The organism is Dictyobacter aurantiacus (assembly GCF_003967515.1).
Lineage (GTDB): Bacteria > Chloroflexota > Ktedonobacteria > Ktedonobacterales > Ktedonobacteraceae > Dictyobacter > Dictyobacter aurantiacus.
The window spans coordinates 5598994-5619446 of record NZ_BIFQ01000001.1; the positions used below are offsets into that span (position 1 = coordinate 5598994).

Annotated in this window: 17 protein-coding genes; 9 read left to right on the forward strand and 8 right to left on the reverse strand. The window is 57.7% G+C overall.

What is annotated here, in order from left to right; translation table 11 throughout:
* Nucleotides 1-349: 349 nt before the first annotated feature.
* Together KTT_RS22635 and KTT_RS22640 are read left to right on the forward strand one after the other, a co-directional pair.
* Entirely contained in the window at nucleotides 350-1621 is a 1272-nt protein-coding gene (locus KTT_RS22635) for a glycoside hydrolase family 16 protein (RefSeq protein WP_126598494.1), read from the forward strand.
* Nucleotides 1622-1905: 284 nt separating this feature from the next.
* Nucleotides 1906-2919 (forward strand): RNA polymerase subunit sigma-70, encoded by a 1014-nt coding sequence (locus KTT_RS22640; protein ID WP_126598496.1) that lies wholly within the window; start codon nucleotides 1906-1908, stop codon nucleotides 2917-2919.
* 90 nt (nucleotides 2920-3009) lie between these two features.
* On the opposite strand, the gene KTT_RS22645 is transcribed toward KTT_RS22640, so the two are convergent.
* The 4 genes from KTT_RS22645 to KTT_RS22660 form a co-directional block, all read right to left on the reverse strand.
* Nucleotides 3010-3549 carry a dihydrofolate reductase family protein gene (locus tag KTT_RS22645; protein ID WP_126598498.1) on the reverse strand — a complete coding sequence of 180 codons (540 nt, stop codon included), beginning with the start codon at nucleotides 3547-3549 and terminating at the stop codon, nucleotides 3010-3012.
* A 120-nt stretch (nucleotides 3550-3669) separates the two neighbouring features.
* A complete protein-coding gene (locus KTT_RS22650) occupies nucleotides 3670-4992 on the reverse strand; it encodes an erythromycin esterase family protein (protein ID WP_126598500.1) in 1323 nt (440 codons plus the stop codon).
* Nucleotides 4993-5573: 581 nt separating this feature from the next.
* Complete coding sequence (locus tag KTT_RS22655; protein WP_126598502.1) at nucleotides 5574-6254, reverse strand: methyltransferase family protein; 681 nt, start codon at nucleotides 6252-6254, stop codon at nucleotides 5574-5576.
* A 35-nt stretch (nucleotides 6255-6289) separates the two neighbouring features.
* Entirely contained in the window at nucleotides 6290-7006 is a 717-nt protein-coding gene (locus KTT_RS22660) for a TetR/AcrR family transcriptional regulator (RefSeq protein WP_126598504.1), read from the reverse strand.
* A 175-nt stretch (nucleotides 7007-7181) separates the two neighbouring features.
* Between KTT_RS22660 and KTT_RS22665 the strand changes: the two genes are divergently transcribed.
* From KTT_RS22665 to KTT_RS22680, 4 genes are all read left to right on the forward strand, one after another.
* Complete coding sequence (locus tag KTT_RS22665) at nucleotides 7182-7994, forward strand: alpha/beta fold hydrolase (protein WP_126598506.1); 813 nt, start codon at nucleotides 7182-7184, stop codon at nucleotides 7992-7994.
* A 339-nt stretch (nucleotides 7995-8333) separates the two neighbouring features.
* Complete coding sequence (locus tag KTT_RS22670) at nucleotides 8334-11564, forward strand: winged helix-turn-helix domain-containing protein (RefSeq protein WP_160146055.1); 3231 nt, start codon at nucleotides 8334-8336, stop codon at nucleotides 11562-11564.
* Between the two features lie 163 nt (nucleotides 11565-11727).
* Nucleotides 11728-12723: an ABC transporter ATP-binding protein gene (locus KTT_RS22675; RefSeq protein WP_218030964.1), complete on the forward strand. Its 996-nt coding sequence runs from the start codon at nucleotides 11728-11730 to the stop codon at nucleotides 12721-12723.
* A 60-nt stretch (nucleotides 12724-12783) separates the two neighbouring features.
* The gene (locus KTT_RS22680; RefSeq protein ID WP_160146056.1) at nucleotides 12784-13614 is read left to right on the forward strand and encodes an ABC transporter permease; all 831 of its coding nucleotides are present in this window, start codon (nucleotides 12784-12786) and stop codon (nucleotides 13612-13614) included.
* 90 nt (nucleotides 13615-13704) lie between these two features.
* Here KTT_RS22680 and KTT_RS22685 read toward each other — a convergent pair whose 3' ends face one another.
* Together KTT_RS22685 and KTT_RS22690 are read right to left on the reverse strand one after the other, a co-directional pair.
* Nucleotides 13705-14166, reverse strand: a complete 462-nt coding sequence (locus KTT_RS22685; protein ID WP_126598512.1) for a hypothetical protein — start codon at nucleotides 14164-14166, stop codon at nucleotides 13705-13707.
* A gap of 129 nt (nucleotides 14167-14295) precedes the next feature.
* Nucleotides 14296-14796: a DinB family protein gene (locus tag KTT_RS22690; protein WP_126598514.1), complete on the reverse strand. Its 501-nt coding sequence runs from the start codon at nucleotides 14794-14796 to the stop codon at nucleotides 14296-14298.
* Between the two features lie 356 nt (nucleotides 14797-15152).
* Between KTT_RS22690 and KTT_RS22695 the strand changes: the two genes are divergently transcribed.
* Together KTT_RS22695 and KTT_RS22700 are read left to right on the forward strand one after the other, a co-directional pair.
* Nucleotides 15153-16334, forward strand: a complete 1182-nt coding sequence (locus KTT_RS22695) for an alpha/beta hydrolase family protein (protein WP_126598516.1) — start codon at nucleotides 15153-15155, stop codon at nucleotides 16332-16334.
* A gap of 706 nt (nucleotides 16335-17040) precedes the next feature.
* Nucleotides 17041-17535: a DinB family protein gene (locus KTT_RS22700; protein WP_126598517.1), complete on the forward strand. Its 495-nt coding sequence runs from the start codon at nucleotides 17041-17043 to the stop codon at nucleotides 17533-17535.
* A 73-nt stretch (nucleotides 17536-17608) separates the two neighbouring features.
* Here KTT_RS22700 and KTT_RS22705 read toward each other — a convergent pair whose 3' ends face one another.
* Nucleotides 17609-18346: an N-acyl homoserine lactonase family protein gene (locus tag KTT_RS22705; protein ID WP_126598519.1), complete on the reverse strand. Its 738-nt coding sequence runs from the start codon at nucleotides 18344-18346 to the stop codon at nucleotides 17609-17611.
* A 234-nt stretch (nucleotides 18347-18580) separates the two neighbouring features.
* Nucleotides 18581-19330, reverse strand: a complete 750-nt coding sequence (locus tag KTT_RS22710) for a 2-phosphosulfolactate phosphatase (protein ID WP_126598521.1) — start codon at nucleotides 19328-19330, stop codon at nucleotides 18581-18583.
* Between the two features lie 190 nt (nucleotides 19331-19520).
* Between KTT_RS22710 and KTT_RS22715 the strand changes: the two genes are divergently transcribed.
* Nucleotides 19521-20450, forward strand: a complete 930-nt coding sequence (locus tag KTT_RS22715) for a bifunctional helix-turn-helix transcriptional regulator/GNAT family N-acetyltransferase (RefSeq protein WP_126598523.1) — start codon at nucleotides 19521-19523, stop codon at nucleotides 20448-20450.
* Nucleotides 20451-20453: the final 3 nt, after the last annotated feature.

Sequence of the window (20453 nt, forward strand, 5' to 3'; positions counted from 1 at the left end):
CGTATGGGTGTGGTAGAGACACAAATGCGCACGCGCACCACCAACGTATAAATGACATTGAGCGTCGCAGGTTTAGCGTATGGGTGTGGTAGAGACACAAATGCGCACGCGCACCACCAACATATAAATGACATTGAGCGTCGCAGGTGCAAATGTAGGTTTTTTCCAGGCAAGCGAGCATGTCGGGGGCATGATCAAGTGGCGAGCTCCAGGCCAGGGGCGAGCACAGCACCTATGGGATGAGGTATGCGGGTGTATTTGATATACCAACAGGCTCTCTTGTTGTCCTGAAGTGTTGATAAGAATGGGCGCTACCGAGAAGATGGTAGTTGCCTGAAAGGAGTGATCGATGGGGATCTTTTCACGGCGGGGGCCGTTTAGCGGTTCTCCGCAGCAGCGGCGCAGGGGGCGCATTGCCTTGCTGGCTACCGTATTTGTGGTTGCTATGCTGGGGATGGCGGCCGTGAGCCTGACGCCGTCGAGCGGCATGCCACAGGCCAGGGCCGCCTCCTGGAATCTCACCTGGAGCGATGACTTCAATGGTGCTGCCGGCACCGGCGTCAATACCGCCAACTGGAAATACGATACCGGCACCGGTTGGGGGACGGGCGAGATCGAGACCATGAGCAGCAGTACCAACAATGTGTATCAGGATGGCAATGGACACCTGGTGATCAAGCCGCTGCGCGATGGCAGCGGAAACTGGACCTCCGGGCGCATCGAGACGCAACTCTCCAACTTTGCTGCCCCCGTTGGAGGCGAGGTCGCCTTTGAGTCCTCGATCCAACTGCCCAACGTCACGGGCGCGGCGGCTCAGGGCTACTGGCCGGCCTTCTGGTCGCTGGGGGCGCCCTTCCGCACTGGCGGCACCTGGCCGAGCGTTGGTGAGGTTGACTTCATGGAGAGCATCAATGGCACCAACATGGAGTACGGCACGCTGCACTGCGGCGTCGATCCCGGCGGTCCCTGTAACGAGACTACTGGACGCGGTGGCAGCACACCGTGTACGCCCACGACCTGCCAGGCCGCCTTCCACACGTATCGCACCGAGATCGATCGCCGCAGCTCGCCCGAGCAGGTACGCTGGTACCTGGACGGAGTAGAGTTCTGGCACGTCAACTCCAATGATCCGGGCATGGACCCCACCACCTGGGCCAACGCCATCGATCACGGCTTCTTCATCATCTACGACGTCGCCATGGGTGGCGGCTGGCCTGGCAATCCCACGGCCTCCACGCAGTCCGGCGTCCCCATGGTAGTTGACTACACGCGTGTCTACACGCTCAGCGGCGGCACGCCGACGCCAACGCCGACGGCGACCGCCACACCTACCTCGGGCTGCACCTCCGGCGTCTTCGCACAGGGGGTCGTCAACAGCGGGTCTAGCTCGGCGCGGCCCTGGTTCCAGCCCTGCGGCTGGACGGCTGGCTATGTCATCCTGCACTACATCGTCCCCGGCCAGGTGCAGCAGAACGTCCAGATGTCGTATAACAGCAGCGCCGGACGCTGGGAGTATACCGTCAACGGTCTGAACTCGGGCCAGACGCTGCAATACTCGTTCACCTACCAGAAGGCGGGTCTGCAATACGACACCAGCTGGTATACGTGGACGCACCCATAGCGTAGCGATTCCAGCGGCGGACAAGAAATCGGACGTGAGGTCCGAACATATGGAAGCGGCGGGGGACCACATGCTCCCTCGCCGTTGTGTTATCTATGCGTAGGGGGATGTTGCTGTGGAGCGATATGTTGCCCGGCACAGACCGAGCGTAAGACAGCGCAAGGGGAGGGAAGCTATTGCTTCATTCACGTAATCTCTGATATTATCCTCGAGGATCTAATTCAAACATTGATTGCTGACCTGGTGATCGTGGATGAGTGCTATCAAAAGAAGAGGTGTCGTTAATGGAGACGCCAACGCAAACCGCTCTGGCGCTGGCCGCTCAGGCGGGCGATCAGAAGGCATTCGAGACTCTGGTGGGCGCGTATCAGCGTGAGCTGCTCGTGCATTGTTATCGCATGCTTGGCTCCTTCCATGACGCCGAAGACCTCGTACAAGAAACCCTGCTGCGCGCCTGGGAGAAACACACGACTCTCTCCAATCCGCAAGCATACCGAAGCTGGCTGTATCGTATCGCTACCAATCTCTGCCTGGATAGACTCAGGAGCGCCTCTCGACGATCCTTGCCACCAGACACCCATCCAATGAGCAACCCTGGTGATCCTGTACCGCCACGGCTGCGAGAGCCCATCTGGCTGGAGCCATTCCCCGATGATGTGCTCGCGGATCAGCGTAGCGATCCGCAAGACTGTGCGGAGCGCCACGAACAGACCACCCTGGCTTTCCTGATTGCGCTGCAGCACTTAACGCCGACGCAGAGGGCTGTGCTGCTCTTGCGCGAGGTGCTCTCCTGGGAAGCCCGCGAAGTAGCCGAATGGCTCGACATCTCGGTTCCTGCCGTCAATTCAGCCTTGCAAAGGGCCCGACGCGCCATGCGGCAAGGCGACGTAGCAAGCCAGGCCCCGATGGCTCCGCCGAGTCTTCGCGTGCAGGAACTCCTTGAGCGCTATGTCGCGCTGTGGGAGCAAGCGGATATCCCTGGCTTCGTGGCACTGCTGCGAGAGGACGCCTGGTTCACTATGCCGCCGCGTCCCGCCTGGTTCCAGGGACGAACTGCCATCGCCAGCGTGCTCGCCACCTCCATTTTCACACCTGGCAGGCAACGACGCCTGCTACCTACGCACGCCAATGGGTGTCCAGCTTTCGCGTACTACCAGCGGGAGGCCGGGGAGCAGACCTTTAAACTGATTGGGCTCGTGGTTCTGGAGGTGGATGGCGAACAGATTGTCAGCCTCGTCGCGTTTCTGGATGTTTCTAGCCTCGCGCCATTTGCGCTTCCGCCCTTCCTCACTGAATGAGGACATAGAACGGAGGAGCACTCCCTACGTTGTCAGTGTAGGGAGTGCTCCTGCTGGAGAAAAGGTTGCCAGGCGCGAACCGGCATCCCATCAGGACCGAGGTTCATAAGTGATCTTCACAATGCCATTTGAGAAGCTCTTTGCCGCAACGAACCTCAGTGCGGTGTTTTCGCCCTCGCGGAAGAACGGCCTCCCCTGCCCCGCCACGAACGGATAGATTGAAAGATCGAGTACGTCGACTAAGTGATGCTTGAGCAACGTCTCTGCGAGAAGACCATGACCATAGAGGAGAAGATCCCGCCCTTCCTGCTGCTTGAGCCTGGTCACTTCAGCCACCACATCGCCTCGCACGATGGTTGTATTGTTCCATGCGGCTTGTTCCAGCGTTGACGAGAACACATACTTGGGCATAGCATTGATCCTCTCGGCCCACGGGTCGGTACGCCTTGTCCAAATTTTAGCGAAGTCCTCGTAGGTGGTTCGGCCCATTAACAGTATGTCGCACGCCAGGGCCTGGCTCAATCCATCCTGCATATACGCATCATCGCGATATTCAGCGAAGCCCGCCGTGGCTGCTCCCGCGAAAACGCCGTCTACTGAGACCAGGGTATATTCAATAATTTTTCGCATGATATGGTATCCTTTCCCATTCACCTTGATATGCAAGAGAAACGATTTCCTTTGCGCTCATAAGACGGCAAATTGCGCCCAAACTCATCGCAAACGAACAAGATCAGAATGAAAAAAGCATCATGAGTCCCTTTCGAGGAGCGGTGGGCCACCCCGGCTGTAGGTTGTGGCATCGAGGACGGCCAGCCAGTCAAACTCGGCGAGGCTGTCAGAAGTGAGTGTGAAGTAGCCGGGGTGCTTCGTGCTGCCGGAGCGGGTGGGGAGCGCGGCTATCTCCGAGGCTGGCAGTCCCTGACCACGATGCGTTGGGATCAGGCGCGCCGGTCCCGGTGCGGCTGTCAGTAGGCTTTCAAGCGTGCCGGTTTCGGGCTGGCCGATGCCGGTGGCTTCAGAGACACCCACTGCTGAACCAATAACGACATAGCGCGGGCCGAACATCGCGTTGAGCTGCGCCCCTGCCGGCCACCACTCATAGAGGTCCGCGCCGAATTGCATCCGGGCCTTGCCACGTCCCAGGTGCGCGTTCTGTGCGAAGGCCAGCACTTTTCCCCGCTCACGCTCCTGGGCCACGATGTAGGCAAGGTTATCCGCCATCATCGCGTCACGGATGCCGAGCAGCCTGGCGATCCGTTCGTCTGACGTGCGCGCCAGTTCAGCATGGTAGTTCAGCAATTGCCGCGCCTCCGAGGTAAACTGCAAGGCTTCTCGGTAGCGGTCAGGACCACTCCGCGCCCCCAGTTCCGGACGGCGGATGAGCAGTTCTGAAATGAGGTCCTCCGTCTCGATGCGCAGCGCCGCTGCCTCTGGCGACAGACCAATCGACTGAGCAGGGTCTATCAGGGCGTAGGGATTCTGCCAGGCGGCGTCCTGGCCGAGCAGCGGCTCGATGCGGCTTCGATACCGCTGCCCGCTGGCCTTGTCGATCGAGGAGAGGTAGTCGAGTGCGACGCGCAGCACCTGTCGCGGACTATCGGCACCGTCTATGTTATCGGTTGGACTATCGAAGCCGTAGAAGCGGAGTTTGACAGCGTGTGCTGGATCGGCATTGTACTGGCGCATCCACTCTACCAGCTCCTGGTTCTCCTCAAGTTTGCCAAAGTTGTGGCTAAAACCGCGCTGCTGTACCTCCTCATAGGAAGCGGGGCCGCGACCGGAGATGTATTCGTTGACGAGGCATCCCTGGGGAAAGCTGCTCTCAAGAGCGATGGAGCTGTAGCCATGGGCCTGCACCAGGTACTGGAAGAGCCGGTTGCGTAAGGTGAGAAAACCAGCGCCGCCGTGAAATGCTTCTCCCAGGCCAAGCAGCTCTACCTGCTCACCAGGTGAAGCCATCATCTGATCAATGGCGGTGGCAAAAGATTGCGGATCATCGAGAGAGAACGCACAGGTCTCGCGGGCAATCCAGTCGTCGAGTGTTGCATAGGTTGGGATGGCATGAGTCATGGTTCGACCTCCATTCTATTCGTGTGCGCATGGATAGGCATCCACTTCTGCGCTCTCCAGCTTCTTGCTGGAGCATACCTCTACTCTAGAACACAGATGCAAGAGTGGAGCGTTGAGATGGGTTCTCGCTCAATACTGGTGTGCCATCTGTAGATGGGATGAGCCAGTTTATGCATGATAGAGGATGCGAGGGGAAAGCTTCGAGGTCTTCACTCTCGTGTAGAGGGTTTTACATGACTCTTTGTCTTTTATATCTGTTTTTTTAAGATGGGTCTTTTTAGGGTGGGTCTTATTTTTGTTACTGTGGGGGAAGGTGGGCGCCCCCACACGCGCGTCCGCTGCGCGGCCGCGTTGTTTTTTTTAATTGGTACATCGGGGGCGCATCCGCGCCCCCGATGTACCAATTAAATGGAGTGGTGAGTCAGCGATGTACCAATTAAATGGGGTGGTGAGCCAGCGATGTACCAATTTACTGGAGTGGTGAGTCAGCGATGTCCCAGTTTACTGGAGTGGTGAGCCAGCGATGTCCCAGTTTACTGGGGTGGTGAGCTAGCGATGTCCCAGTTTAAAGCGGAGCTGGGTTACCAGATGTAGGGGATGAGGCGATAGCGGACGTGGGTCTTGTAGTCGGCGTAGCCCTGGAGTTCTTGCTGCAAGGTGCGCTCCTCGAAGATGGCGCGGATGGCGATGGCGACGATGAGGAGCAGGGCGGCCAGCAGGCCGAACCAGGAGCCGAGCAGCAGGGCGCTGCCGAGCAACATGCAGAGGGCAGCCGCGTACATAGGATGGCGCACGTAGTGGTAGGGTCCGGTCGAGATTACGGTCTGGCCGCGCTCGCTCTGGATGCGCACCATGGGCGAGAGGAAGGAGTTCTCACGGAAGGTGGCGAAGAAGAGCCAGAAGGACCAGAGCATGAGGAGGGCACCCACGATCTGCAGCCAGAGTGACATGTGCGACCAGTGGAAGCGCACCGCGTCCAGCGGCATCAGTACCAGCCAGGCCAGGAAGAGAACGAACATACCACTCATGCCAATACGGTCCCAGGACTTCTGGCCGGGATTTTTTGTTGCCATGCGCTCGCGCAGCAGATCGGGATTGTGGCGGTAGAGCCAGGCGGTGAGCGCGAAGGTGAAGGCAAAGAAGAGCACGAGAAAGGTCCAGCCAGCCGGCCAGGCCAGGGTACCCGCCGCCAGGAATAGCGGCACGCTAAAGAGCAGGACGAGAAAGACCAGTTGGGCGGACAGCAATTTGAGATTGACCATGATTGATACCACCTTTCCCTCTTTGCGACAGACTACTAGCTGGAATGCTGGCCGGCATTGGTTGGTGCTGAGACAAACCATGCTTTCAGTGTTTCTGTGTCAGTCAACGTGAACGAATTAGGCGACATGCCCAGGACGCGCTCCAGGGCGTTGGTATAGGCTGCGATGGTGGCCTCGACGCGCGCCATATCGCCGCGCTCAGCATCGAAGGCCAGCAGCAATTCCCCTAGCGTATCACTCAGGCTAGCCGCCAGCGAGAGCACTACCTCGCTCATCTGCTCGGAATACGGCGTGGACATAATGCCCTCTTCGATGCCCTGGCGAATGAGTGCTGAGAAGAGCGGCGCCATGCGCCGGATACCGATCGCGCGCGACTTGTGGCGCACGATAATGTTGTCGTCGGCGTACCAGACGCGCACGATTTCGAGTAGCAGAGTTTTCTGATCGGTCTTATAGCGGTTGATGGCATCGAAGAAGCGCTGGAACTTGACCAGAATCGGCAACGCGGGGTCCTGCACAATCGGTATCAGCAGACGTTCCGCTTCATCTATCATGCGCTCAAGCAGCGCCTCCAGCACATCCTGCTTTGACGCGAAGTAGTGGTAGAAGGCTCCCTTAGAGATCTTGAGCTCATCTACCACATCCTGGATCGTCATCTGCTCATAGCCCTGGCGATAGATCAACTGCTGAACCATATCCAGGATGGCGCTGCGCCTCTGTGTGTATTCCTGTTCTTTGACCGTACGAACCATCAAGGCTCCATTCTATTTAAAAACCGACCGAAGGTTTATCTTTGTTGTTATCAATGATAGCTCAGGAAACGATGATTGTCAATCCCGTGCTGAGTTTTTTCCGTTTTGGCTGAGGTCGAGAAGAATAGATATGTATGTAGGTAATATAGAGCAACATTGAGAGAGGAATCTTTGCATGACAACCAGTTCGCAGCAGCCGGAGGGCAAGTATGCGGCCGTTAACGGGATCAACCTGTATTACGAGGTGCATGGCACGGGGGAGCCGCTGGTCATGCTGCACGGTGGTTTTGGGACCTTCGCCACCATGTACTCGGCGCTCGCGCCCGCGCTGATGGAGACGCGCCAGGTAATCGGGGTAGATCTGTATGGGCATGGAGGCACGGTCCTGACCGAGCGTCCCATGAGCTTTGAAAGCATGGCCGACGACATCGCCGGCTTGATCGAATACCTTGGATTCGAGCAGGCCGACGTCTTTGGCTTCTCGCTGGGAGGAGCCGTAGCGCTGCAGACCGCCATCCGGCACCCCGAGCGCGTCAGCCGGCTGATACTGATCTCCACGCCATGCAAGCGCGCCGGCTGGCATCCCGAGATGCAGGAGGGCATGACGTCCAACTCCGCCACGTTCTTCCGCAATACACCCATCTATGGTGCCTATGTCAGCGTAGCGCCGAAGCCGGACGACTTTGATCGCCTCGTATCCGAGATGAACCACACGCTGGGCGACGACTACGACTGGAGCGCGCAGGTAGCCGCCTTGAAGATGCCCGTGCTAATCATCTCGGGTGACTCCGATGGGCTGCCGCCTATGCATGCCGTCGAGTTCTTCAATCTGCTGGGCGGTGGTCTCAGGGACGCGGGCTGGGACGGCGCCAACATGGTTCCCTCGCAGTTAGCTATCCTGCCGGGGGGGACCCATTATAATATCAATTTCCGCGTTGATTTGTTGCTGCCGGTGCTCACGCCGTTTCTGGCGGGTGGCAAGGCGTAAATCCTTTCAAGGGGAAGGTTGATATTTGGGTATGTGTGTGCGACGTTGGCGTGGGGGTACCACGTGGGGCGAGGTGTTACCAACGGGAAGCCGAACCGGCCGGGGACGTGGGCTGCCGTCGCTGGCGCTGGCAGCCCGGTCGACCGTTGAAGGTCGACCCTACGATGACGTTTCTTTTTTAAGGGGACGTTTCGGGTATGGGGGCGTTTCTCTTTGCAAAAATGTGAACGGCATCCCGTATCATCTGTGTATTACCTAAGGATCGGCTTTATGTGTTATACTTGCCGATGTATCGCTGCTTTAGGTAATATACAGTTTTTTTGGGCGCAAGGAGTTTCCATGCCGCGACGTGCTTCCTATCTCTTGCTCTGGTCGGTTCAGGAACGGCGCTATATGCTCACCACCACTGGCGCCGGGCGGGATCTGCGCGAGGATGTTGTGCCGGGTGAGACGAGCTGGTTTGCCTGGCTGGAAGGTATCACGTCGTTTGCTTTTCATGGTCAATCCGCTGCCCATTGTACTGTGCGCAAGGAAGCTGTGCAGGGCAATGGCTTCTACTGGTATGCCTATCGCTCTCTGCAGCGACGGACCGTGAAGCGTTACCTGGGCCGGACGCGTGAGCTATCGCTGGCGCACCTGGAACAGGTGGCGGAGAGCTTTAACGCCCCCGCGCAGCAAGCTACCGTCGCGCCAGCCCCGATAGATCAAGGGTTGCAGACGCTCCCAACTTCGAGCACTCCTGTGTCACCACTGCTGCAATCCAAATTACAGCCGCCACGTCTTTCCCAGCTGCTGATTGAGCGTCCCCGATTGCAAGAACGGCTGGATGGCTGGCGGGACTATAAACTTACCCAGATCGTAGCACCGGCCGGAACTGGCAAGACAACGCTGGTGAAGTCCTGGCTCGATCAGCGCACCCTCTCACCACAGATCTCCTGGGTTTCGCTGGACGCTGGCGACAATGATCCAATCCGCTTCTGGCGTTACATCCTTACCGCCTGCCTGCCCTGGTCTGATGCCTCAAGCGGTCAGCAGGCCCTCCCGCTGCTGATGACCACCATTCAGCCCTCTTTACAGCCGGTCGCCTTAGAAAAGGTGCTGACGCTTTTTCTTAATCACATTGATCAACAGGAACAGCACTATCTGTTGATTTTAGAGGATTACCATGTGCTGAATACGCCACACATCCATGAGAGCCTGGCCTTTTTGCTGGCCCACCTGCCGCAGAGGCTACATGTGCTGCTGATATCGCGCCAGGAGCCGCCCATTGGGCTGTCCCGGTTGCGCGCCAATGGTGAGCTCAATGAACTGCAGGCCGGCGAGCTGCGTTTTACCGATGATGAGATGGAGGCTTTTTTGCACCGCGCGCTGCCGGTTCCGCTTGCGCCAGCGGTTCTGGAGCGGCTGGCGGCTCAACTGGACGGCTGGGCGGCGGGACTACGCCTGCTTTCACTATCCTTACAGGGCAAGAAAACCATTGAGCAGATCGAGCCGGTGCTGGCGAACTTCCGTGGCAGCCAGCCGTCGATCCACCAGTATTTTGTGGGTGAGGTATGGCAGGACCAGTCGGACGTGGTGCAGGATTTTCTGCTGCGTACCAGCGTGCTGACCCGGCTCAGTCCCTCGCTGTGTGAGGCGGTGACTGGCCGTAGCGATAGCGCGGCCTTGCTGACGACCATCGAGCAGGCCAATCTCTTCCTGGAAGCGCTCGATGGCGAGTGGTATCGCTACCATGGACTCTTCGCCGAGGCTATGCAGCATGAGGCACGGCGCCGCCTGGATGCCGCCACCATGCAAGAACTTTACCTGGCGGCCGCTCACTGGTTTATGGAACATGGCCTGCTGGACGAGGCTGTTGAGGCGATGCTTCAGACCGCTGATAGCGAGCAGGTCGCACTGCTGCTTGAGCGCCACCTGGAAACTCTGCGCTTCATAGAGCCGCCCGAACTGCATACCTGGCGCAGCTGGTTTGAACGTTTGCCACAGCCGGTGCTCAAACGCCATCCCTTTCTCTGCTTTAGCTACGCGGTCGCTTTGATTTTTGATCAGGATCGTCAACAACAGCCCTCGCCACCATCCGCACAGGTTGAGCTGTTCCTGCAGCTAGCCGAGCAGGAGTGGCAACGACAGCAGAATCAGGCGGGTCTAGGAAGGGTGCTGGCTATCCGCGCCCTGTGGTCGGGCAAGCGTTCGATTGCTCGTGCACAGGCCCTGCAGGCTTTGGAATGGCTGACGGACGAAGACGCACTCTGGCGCAACCTCTGCTTCACGGTCCTAGGCATGGACGCAATCCAGATGGGTCAGGTCAAAGAGGCGGTGCATGCCATTGTGCAGGCACGCGCCTATTGGGATAGAAGCAACAATACTGATGCCCGCGATGGTATGGCGATGATGTTGGGACTGCTCTACAATGAGATGGGTGACTTAAAGCAAGCCGCTTTTTACTATCGTCAACTGATCGCTGATGCATCCCACTCAGATCAGCATCCAGTTGCGATTTTTGCCCATCTCGGGCTGGCTTTTCTCTATTATGAATGGAATATGCCGGATGAAGCTGGACGACAGATACGAGCCGGCTCAAGTCAGCCTGAGCCAGCGGATGATATGCTGCAAGATATTCACGCGAGTGTGCTTGAACTGCTTCAGGCTTTGCTGCAATACGGACGAGGAGAGACGCGGGCGGCCCTGCAGCGTTTGACAGACCACCTGCTTGAGCATAGATCGACCATGGCCACCAGTTCTAATCCATTCTACACCCATGTTTATCAGGAGCTCATCGGCTGGATTGTGCGCCTCTCGCTTCTGCTGGGCGACTATGCTACGGCGCAGACGTGGTTGGATGACCTGACGCAGCATTATCAGCATACCCTGGCCGGTAGCGACATGCTTCTGCTCGAAGCGCCGTCAGAAGCGGCCATCGTGGATTCCGCCGCAAGCCGCATCGACGAGCAGCCATGGCATCAAGACAGGCAGCCCCTCCTGATCTTGCAGGAGAACAAAGCCATGCTGGAAGCGCGCCTCTATCTGGCCCAGGGTCAGACTGAGGTGGCACTCCACATACTCAGCTCACTGCTCCCCACGGCCCATGAAGCGGGACGTGGACGGCATACGCTCCAGATCAGATTACTGATGGCACAGATCTATATGGCGCGTAAGCAGAGCGTTGAAGCGCGAGAGATGCTGTTGAACGCGCTCAAGCAGGGCTATGCCGGCGGCTATCAACGCCTGATCCTCGACGAAGGAGATCAGCTCTTCCTGCTCGTGCGCGACCTCTTACCCCAGGTACCCGGAGAGCCATTGCGCAGCTATGCGCAATCCTTGCTGCGCGCCTTTGCCCGCAGCCGCCAGCAGGTCACCGTTACACTCTCCACTATCTTTGAACCCCTTTCCAAACAGGAACAAAAGGTCCTGCGGCTCCTCATCTCCGGTCGCTCGAATCCTGAAATCGCGCGTGAATTGATCGTCTCAGTCAATACTGTACGCACCCAGATCCAGAGTATTTATCGCAAGCTCCAGGTCAACAATCGCCAGGCCGCCAGCGCAGTCGCCCGCGAACTCAATCTGCTCTAGTACCTGCCTTCCATCTTTATCATCCAGGGACCACGTCCAAAATTCACCCATTGTCTCACGCATATGGATGATGTTGCTAAACCCGTTCGGAGGCTACACTATCGCTATCAACAACGGCAGAGCTGTATACATGTATATGCATATTGGAAGGGTTTAAATTTATATGGTAAAAAATAATGTGGTTGTGCCAGAGATAAAAAATGAAGGAACGGCTACAACCATGCCGATTATTACAGTGGACCAGCTGGTGAAGCGCTATAAAAAAGCGGAACAGAACGCGGTTGATGGCATCTCCTTCGATGTGCCGTCTGGAAGCCTCTTTGCCTTGCTGGGTCCCAATGGAGCGGGTAAGACAACGGCGATCTCGATCTTGACCACCACGCTGGCCGCTACGTCTGGAACGGTACGCATCGCGGGCTATGATCTGGCCACGCAGCCCCACCTGGTACGGCGTCAGATCGGCATCATCTTCCAGCGTCCCAGCCTGGATCTCAATCTGACGGCCGAGGAGAATATCCGCCTGCATGCAACCCTGTACGGGCTTTATCCCTATCGACCATTTTTCCGCTGGATGTCCCCTGCTTATCGCACCCGGGTGCAGGAACTGGCCCAACTGCTTGAGATCCAGGACAGCCTGTTTAAGCCGGTCAAGACCTTTTCGGGCGGCATGAAGCGCAAGCTAGAGATTGTGCGCAGCCTGCTGCATCGACCGGCTGTGCTATTCCTGGATGAACCAACCACCGGACTTGATCCCATCAGCCGCCGTGGTCTATGGGATTACCTGCGCCAGGTGCGCGCTGAGAGTGGTACCACGGTCTTCCTGACCACGCATTACCTGGAGGAGGCCGAAGGCGCGGACCAGGTCTGCATCATGAATCATGGTCGCATCATCAGCAACGGCACTCCAGAGCAGCTCAAAGCCGAGCTGGCTCCCTCCACCCTGACCATCGACGCCGAGAACCGCGACCAGCTACGCAGCGAGCTGCAACATCTGGGACAGCTCTGCAAAGAAAAAGAAGATGCACCGTTTACCCTGACTAGCGCCGATGAGCAGGTCCACCAGGTACTACGCCAGATCCAGACGCCGCTCACGCTGGTCAAAACGCAATCTCTCACCCTTGAGGACGCCTACCTGCGCATCATTCAACAAGAAATGTAAGCCGCGCAACGGTTACTCGACCGTTGCGGGACAGATAAGAAAACGGGAGTTATGTTTAGCATGCAAAATATAGTGCAACAGACAGCGCGCGAGCGTGGGGGACGCATCAACATTACCTGGAACGCCATCTTAACTATTGCTGGACGCGACGTAACGCGCTTTGTGCGCGAGCCTATGCGTCTGATCTTTACCTTTCTGCTGCCCCTGATCCTGGTTGGAGGTCTGTCGGGACCGCTGCAGAGCAATTTTGGCAAGGCAGCCGGTTATAATCTGATGACCTTTAGCATGACCGGCCTGCTGGCGATGTCGCTCTTTCAGACCGTCATGAGCGGACTCACCTCCCTGATCGAAGACCGCACCAGTGACTTCAGCCAGGAGATGTTTATCGCCCCCATCTCGCGCTACGCCATCGTCTTTGGCAAGATTATGGGCGAATCGCTGGTCGCCCTGATCCAGGCTGTGGCCCTGGTCGCGCTGGGAGCCCTGGTCTTCGGCGTTCCCATCTCCCTCTTCACCCTGCTCATGATCCTGCCAGTCTCACTGATCATCTGCTTATTAGGAGGATCCTTTGGTGTTCTGCTTACCTCGCTCTTCAGCAAGCAGAGCACCGCCAACATGGTCATCCCATTCTTCATGTTCCCTCAATTCTTCCTGGCTGGAGTCTTCCTCCCCGTACGCAACCTGCCCTGGTACCTGGATATCCTCTCCAGGATCCTGCCTTTACGCTACGCCGTTGATCTTGCCCGTAGCATCTTCTACGCCGGCCGCCCCGAATACAACCAGATCGTCCTGATCAACCCAATCATCAACCTGATCGTCATCGCCATCCTCTTTACCATCTTTCTGGTGATCGGCACCATCCTCTTCGTTCGTAGTGAACACAACCGCTAACGCAAGTGATGGTGCAGACGTAGCGATCGTCGGTGGTCGTGGTATGACCACCACGACCGCCGACGAAGCGAGTCAGGGCGAGCGCGACACCTACGCGATGAGGGAGACCGAGAAGTTGAGGGTGGTGCCGGTGACGCGATAGGAGGCGACGCCGCCGCTGCCGCGTGAATAGTGCACGTAGCGGTCACCGGAGTTCGAGGTGCCGAGAATGGCGTTGACGTGAGGACGCACCAGTGATCCATCGGGAATGCCGAGGGTATCGAGATCAATGGTGCGCTCCTGACCAACAGGATAGTTGTCGGTGCCACCGGCGCTGCCGGTCTCACCGGTATCGGGATTCAAATACTCGACGGAGAAGTTCATCACAAAGGCTGCACTATTGTACGTGGAGATCTTCTGGACCGTCTGGGCATGGGCCGCCAGCTCACGCAGGGTCTGCAGGCGCTGGCTTGACATGCGTCCATGAGCACCCACCGTCCCGCTTAAGAGAACCATGCAGGCAAAGCCACATAGCAGAGCGCACAGCAACTTATAAGCTCCGTGAAAACGCATCTTTTTCTCCTTTTTCTGTTTATAAATGTAGAGATGGTAGATCATCTCTACATTTATTATAAAAAGAGATGCTAATTGTTTTATTTATGTATACGCACAAAACAGTTTAAAGTATGCTATTGCGGCAGATTATGCTTCCGATGGTCGGGATGGCTGATCGCCACGGCGTATCAGCCAGGCTTGCAGTGAGGGCATGTGATCCTCATAATGCTTGTAGGAGCAGCCGGCGAAGATCTGCCAGGGGACCCAGTCGGCGGGCATATGCTGGAAGCGCCGGGGATCGTGGAAATCCTCCTCGTCGAGGTCCTGGACTGCCTGGAGGAACTGCGCGTAGATTTTTTGCTCATCCGCCAGCACCTCCTGCAGCGAGCGCGCCTCGTTCTGCTGGTAGACGACCTCGTTGCGCTCGTCCTCCGACACCTGCCATAATTGGGAGCCCGAAAAGATATGTGAGCGCATGACGGGCACCATCTCGTGCTCGCTCCAGGCCACGTGCGCCACCACATCCTTGATCGACCACGTGCCGGCCGCGCCCGACAGCAGCATCTCCTCCACATCGAAGCGTGCCAGCAGCGCCTCCCACTCCGCGCGCTGCTCCAGCAATGTCGCCACAAATGTCGCTTTATCCATGTCGTGGTTTGTCCTTTCATGTGTGCCAACTAACAAATGACGCCTTCGATATATCTATGCTTACGTTATCACCAAAAGCGGAAATTTTGCGCCCCAATTATTCGGTTGGGCTGGCGGGGATAACAGGAGGAGCCGAACAGACCGGGAACGGGGCCGCTTCGCGGCTGGCGACCGCGAGGGTCGCCGCTACGATTACGTTCCTTTTTTAAGGAGGCGCTGCATTGGGGGGCGTTACGTTGTGGATTGGGCGTTGCGTCTGGGGAAAGGGCGCGAAAAGCGCGAAAAGCTGGTTGATTTGCGTTTTTTGTGGTGTATAAGCTTTGCAATAAATGGGATGGAAAGGATTTCTGATCATTATGCGCCACTTGAAGGTTTTATTTTCCAGCTCTGGCCGCGTTCGGGTTATTTTTTTGCTGGTGCTGGTGGTCTGTGTGGCTTCGGTGTTGCTGGGGGCGAGCAGCACGTCTGAGGCCGCGCCGGCGCGTTCGTCGACGGCCAGCCGGGGGAGGCCGCACGCCAGTACCGTGGGTCCGCGGCATGCTCAGGCGAAGGAGAAGCAACAGACTCTGGCGCCGCGTGCCACGTATCGCGGTACCAGCGTGGTATTTGTGCATGGTTTGAATGGGGGTGAGGGCCTGCTGGGGTCAGCGCCCAACGGCAGCGGGACGATGCCGGAGTGTGATATTTATTGGAGCGATGCCGCCAGCTTTCTGGCCAGCCGCTGGCAAGGTGATCTTCGGCAGATCAGCTATTATAACAGGGAGGTAAAGCCGGACGGCTCCCAGTGCGCCAGCAACGGCAACGAGGAGGGGTCCGCCGGCCACTACACGGCTGACCTGCACAATCCGCTGTACCGCGTTCACTGTGTCGGCATGGGCAACACCAATGACGGCACCAACAACGAGAGCCTCGACCACATCAGTTGTCTGTTTGGCTGGTACCTCTACTACAATTTCGGGCAGCGCAACTGGTCGGAGGTCCTGGTCGGCCATAGCATGGGGGGGCTGATCATCCGGCACACGATGGAACTGGCCGAGCGGCACATATCCTGGATGCCTCCTACCATCGGGACCGTCACCGATGCCATTACCTTTGATACGCCTCACAACGGTATCCTGGGGGCGTCGCTGGCCTGCGGCAACTGCACGCAGGGGCAGGAGATGAACTGGAACAGCGCATTTATGCGTGACCTGGGCGCCAATGCCCGGCATCCCAACAGCGGCGGCACTACCGACTGGACCATTGTTGGCAGCCACTGCGATACCCTGGTCGGCAACAGCGCGCTCATGATGAACGCCAACCACAAAGTGTGGTATGAAAGTTCTTCCACCGGCTCCTGCTACAACCATGGAGGCGCCCTGCATGATCCCTCGACCGTGCTGAACGCCCTGGTCAGCTACTGCGATACCAGCGATGTTTCCGGCAACGCCTGCGCCTTCGACGATGGGCACGGCCAGGGACCGGGCTGGTTCTACGAGGGTGCTTATCCGCACGGGCTGTTGGAGATGTACAACGCTATCGCCAGTTATTCCTGGTAGCCGCGCAGCATATGAGGGTGGAGCGTCCCGCGGGATGCCCCAGCCTCATATATGAGTTCCAGGGAATCCCTCAGCAGCCTCCTTTTTTCTCAGCTATACGATAAATGACCGAACGTTCGGTCATTTATCGAGGTGAAGATGGGAGCGAAAGGGAAAAACTCAATCAACATACCACGCTGGCGTCCCTTTGAGAGGGGGGATGGTCATGTTGGTGGAATGTGCACGTCGGGGCACGGGCGCTGCGCGGCAATCGGCCGCAAGGGCCGAACCTACGAACGCGTGTCCGCTTTTCTTGTTACCTTTCTCCTTGCAAAAAATGAATGACCCCCGGAAACATTTTCGTGGTTGATTTGTAGAGGTGATTCTGTTATACTCGGCGTGTTGGATGTTGTTTTTTGTAGTTGAAAGGAGGATATATATGGATAAGGGATTTGATGAAAAGAGGGTGGGCATCCTTTCAGCAATAGATTGGTGGGTGGTGGCTCGCGCATCACTCCGTAACTTCGTATAGTCTTAACTCTTTGATTGCGCGCTTCTTCAAATAGCGATTGCTATCCGCCTGTATCGTTCTGCTGATGGATAGACGGCGTGTGTGCTGTTATCCGCTTCTGTGTATGCCTTCCCCTCGCATGATAAAACCACAAAATAAGATTGTGAAGATGGATGTTTTTTTGCGCGCTTAAAAAAGCAGAAATGAGAAGGATTAATGCAAGAACAGACACGTACATTGGCCCCTTTCTATGATGGGTGGGATAACTATCAGCGGCTGCTGATACAGGCGCTGGCGCCGTTGACGGTGGAGCAGCTTGATTTGAAGGCGGCCCCGCATCTGCGTTCGGCTGGTGTGATTGCCAGGCATATTATTGGTGCGCGTGCCCGCTGGCTCTATCTTGTGATGAAAGAGGAGAGCGCGGACCTGCTGGAACTGGGCAAGTGGGATGACAAGGATCAGCCTGCCAGGTCGGGTGAGGAACTGGCGCGTGGCCTCCAGGGCACGTGGCAGGTGCTGCATGATGGCCTGCGGCGCTGGACGATCGCCGACATGGATGAGATCCTGCACGACTTTGATGAGGAGACAGGGATTGACGAGACGCATACGCGTCAGTGGGTCATCTGGCATCTCATCGAGCACGACCTGCATCATGGTGGCGAGATCTCGTTCGCCCTCGGCATGCATGGTTTGCCGGCCATCGATTTATAGGTAGCCAGCAACGAGCGGTTTCCGCAGCCAATTCAGCCGGGATATCTATCCCGGCTGAATTGATTCTGCGGTACTAGTCGTAGTAGGCGGGGGCGGTCTTGAGGGTTTTCCACTGCGCACCGTCATGGCCGAAGATGACGAGGGAAGCGTGTTCCTGTTCGGCTACGTGCAGAAGCTTGCGCGTACTGGCGCGCACCTGCTCCTCGTTCTCATCCATGGGCCAGGCCGGACGATCGGGCGTGAAGGCAGACTGCATCAGGACCGCATCGATGGTCAGCAGGACGGGACCTGTGTGGGGCAGGCGCAGCAGGACCGATTGGTGGCCGGTGGTATGGCCGCTCGTCTCCAGTAGCGTCAGGCCAGGGGCCAGCTCGGTATCACCATCGACCAGGCGGTAGCGCAGGTCCGGGTGATCCCAGTGGGCGCGCGCGGGCGCGAAGCGAGGATAGCCTCCCCGCGCCAGCTCATAGTGGGAGCGCTGCACGATCAGTTCCGCCCGCGTAAAAGCATCGTGGTAGCCAGCGTGATCGACATCGAAGTGGGTACAGATCAGCACATTGATGTCATTGGGAGAGAGGCCCAGATCGGCCAGGTGGGCCAGCACATTCTTCTCCTGCTGCGGCACGGGCGCGCCCGAGGGTCGGGTAAAGTCGGCCGGCAAGCCACTATCGATCAGGACGTAGGTTCCATCGCTCATCTCGATGAGGTAGCAGCCCATCACCATCTCCAACGTGCGCCCGGCGGCCGGGACGCTGGAATATGAGAGGGGGAAGAGATAGAGCCTGCGTGGCGTGGCGGTAGATATTGTCATACGGCGAGTGAACCTTTCTGTGATTGGCATCGACGGATGCCGAGATGGCTTTAAATAGGTATCCATAGTGTCCATAAGAGAGTATAGGCGGATGTGGGTGTGGAAACTGTAAAGATGATTACAGACAAAAAACGCGATTTGTGCTATGGTTGTGGTACGGTTATGTTTGTGGGAACATGTGCGAAGGGGTACGGGGTCGCGTGCCGACGACAAAAGCCGGGGCAAGCCCGGCACCTACGGCCACGGGGCAAGGTGATCATCTTTCATGAAGGGGACGGTGTTGTAGCGGTTGAGCTGGGAGGCCGCGTGAACATCGTCGGCGAAGCCTTTGGCGCGTAGCTCGCGGCCGCTGCCGCAGTTCCAGATCAGGCTGGCGATGCGGTTCTGCGTATGGATGAAGGCGCCCGCGCATACCTCGGCCTCCGGTGATTTTTCGTGGGCGAGATACGACAGGATGGCGCCAGCGCCCAGGTAGTCCTCAATGGCGACGCGCAGCTCTCCATCCTCCGATGGCGTCTGCCAGCGCTCACCGCAGGCGATGACGGTCACGTTGAGATCGTGCTGCTCAAGGAGTGAGGAGATGGCGTTGGCGCTGGCCTGCGCATTGACGAGACAGCCCACGAAGAGATAGGGAACCTGGCGCGCATAGCGGCTGCAGGTCGCTCCGTTGGGCGAGGGCAGCACCACCCGCGTGCCCGGCTCGATCTGTTGCAAGGTCGAAGGGGAGAGGGAGAAGCGACCCCTGCTTGGAACCTCGTGACGGTTGACGGCGACCTCGGCACCGATGCTGCGCGCGAATAGGGCCGGATCATCCTCATGGATGGGATAGGGGTAGATGATCCCGCCATGCTGGACGGCGGTCACCGCAGCCGTCGCAAAGCTCAACGTATCCACAATTACCAGGATATCGCCGCGCGCGGCGGCCATATGGGTGCCGCGGCGTCCCCAATCAAAACGGCAACGATAGGGCTGTTGGGTATACATGATTAAGGGTCCTTTCATCAGCATGCAGTGGAACATGTATATATAGAAGCGCCCGCCAGTATAACATATGGCTGTGTTTTTGAATAGTTGCTTCAGATGCTGCTCGTGCTGAATATATACTTGACAAAGGCAACTAAATCGTTGATACTGGCAAGTAGATAGTTGCTTTTGTCAAGTAAAGAGGTGAAGGATGGTACCTGAGGATATTGACGAACGAATCGGTATTGTGCGGCATTTTAATCGATCGTTTACGCGGCAGATAGGGGTATTGCGCGAGGGATTATTGCATAGTCCCTATACTTTGACGGAGGCGCGTATTTTGTTTGAGCTGGCGCATCGTGAGCGGACCACGGCCTCGCAGTTGGGACGCGAGCTGGGGCTTGATCCCGGCTATCTCAGCCGCACGCTGGCGCAGCTGGAGCAGCGTGGTCTGACCGAGAAGAGGCGATCTGATAGCGATGGGCGGCAGTTCTTGCTAGCGCTGACGGAGAATGGGCGTGAGGCCGCGCTGTTGCTAGATCAGCGGTCGCGTGACGAGGTTGCGGAGATGCTGCATGGTTTGAGCGAGGGAGAGCAGCAGCGCTTGCTGAGAGCCATGCAGGAGATCGAAGGCATCCTCACGAAGGGCTTCAAGTTTTCCGAGCCGTTTGTGCTGCGCTCGCATCAGCCGGGTGATATGGGCTGGGTCACGCACCGGCATGGCGTGCTCTATGCACAGGAGTATGGCTGGGATGAGCGTTTTGAGGCGCTGGTGGCCCGGATCGTCGCCGACTTCGTCAACAACTATGATCCCAACTATGAGCACTGCTGGATCGCCGAGATGCAGAGGGAGATCGTCGGCTCCGTCTTTCTGGTCCGGGGTGGTGAGGGTGAGGGCAAGCTCAGATTGCTGCTGGTCGAGCCGAGCGCGCGCGGGCTGGGCCTGGGCAGCCACCTGGTCGAGGCCTGTATCCGCTTCGCGCGCCAGCACGGCTACCACAAGATCCAACTGTGGACCAACAGCGTCTTGCTGGCGGCGCGGCACATCTACCAGAAGGCCGGCTTTAAGCTGATCGCCGAGGAGCCCCACCACAGCTTCGGTCAGGACCTGGTCGGCGAGACATGGGAATTGATCTTATAACGG

Coding starts and splice junctions, on each gene's coding strand:
- KTT_RS22695 (WP_126598516.1), top strand. CDS start 15,153: ATGCGCCACTTGAAGGTTTTATTTTCCAGCTCTGGCCGCGTTCGGGTT.
- KTT_RS22705 (WP_126598519.1), bottom strand. CDS start 18,346: ATGACAATATCTACCGCCACGCCACGCAGGCTCTATCTCTTCCCCCTC.
- KTT_RS22685 (WP_126598512.1), bottom strand. CDS start 14,166: ATGCGTTTTCACGGAGCTTATAAGTTGCTGTGCGCTCTGCTATGTGGC.
- KTT_RS22700 (WP_126598517.1), top strand. CDS start 17,041: ATGCAAGAACAGACACGTACATTGGCCCCTTTCTATGATGGGTGGGAT.
- KTT_RS22670 (WP_160146055.1), top strand. CDS start 8,334: ATGCCGCGACGTGCTTCCTATCTCTTGCTCTGGTCGGTTCAGGAACGG.
- KTT_RS22655 (WP_126598502.1), bottom strand. CDS start 6,254: ATGGTCAATCTCAAATTGCTGTCCGCCCAACTGGTCTTTCTCGTCCTG.
- KTT_RS22650 (WP_126598500.1), bottom strand. CDS start 4,992: ATGACTCATGCCATCCCAACCTATGCAACACTCGACGACTGGATTGCC.
- KTT_RS22690 (WP_126598514.1), bottom strand. CDS start 14,796: ATGGATAAAGCGACATTTGTGGCGACATTGCTGGAGCAGCGCGCGGAG.
- KTT_RS22675 (WP_218030964.1), top strand. CDS start 11,728: ATGGTAAAAAATAATGTGGTTGTGCCAGAGATAAAAAATGAAGGAACG.
- KTT_RS22710 (WP_126598521.1), bottom strand. CDS start 19,330: ATGTATACCCAACAGCCCTATCGTTGCCGTTTTGATTGGGGACGCCGC.
- KTT_RS22715 (WP_126598523.1), top strand. CDS start 19,521: ATGGTACCTGAGGATATTGACGAACGAATCGGTATTGTGCGGCATTTT.
- KTT_RS22665 (WP_126598506.1), top strand. CDS start 7,182: ATGACAACCAGTTCGCAGCAGCCGGAGGGCAAGTATGCGGCCGTTAAC.
- KTT_RS22645 (WP_126598498.1), bottom strand. CDS start 3,549: ATGCGAAAAATTATTGAATATACCCTGGTCTCAGTAGACGGCGTTTTC.
- KTT_RS22680 (WP_160146056.1), top strand. CDS start 12,784: ATGCAAAATATAGTGCAACAGACAGCGCGCGAGCGTGGGGGACGCATC.
- KTT_RS22660 (WP_126598504.1), bottom strand. CDS start 7,006: ATGGTTCGTACGGTCAAAGAACAGGAATACACACAGAGGCGCAGCGCC.
- KTT_RS22635 (WP_126598494.1), top strand. CDS start 350: ATGGGGATCTTTTCACGGCGGGGGCCGTTTAGCGGTTCTCCGCAGCAG.
- KTT_RS22640 (WP_126598496.1), top strand. CDS start 1,906: ATGGAGACGCCAACGCAAACCGCTCTGGCGCTGGCCGCTCAGGCGGGC.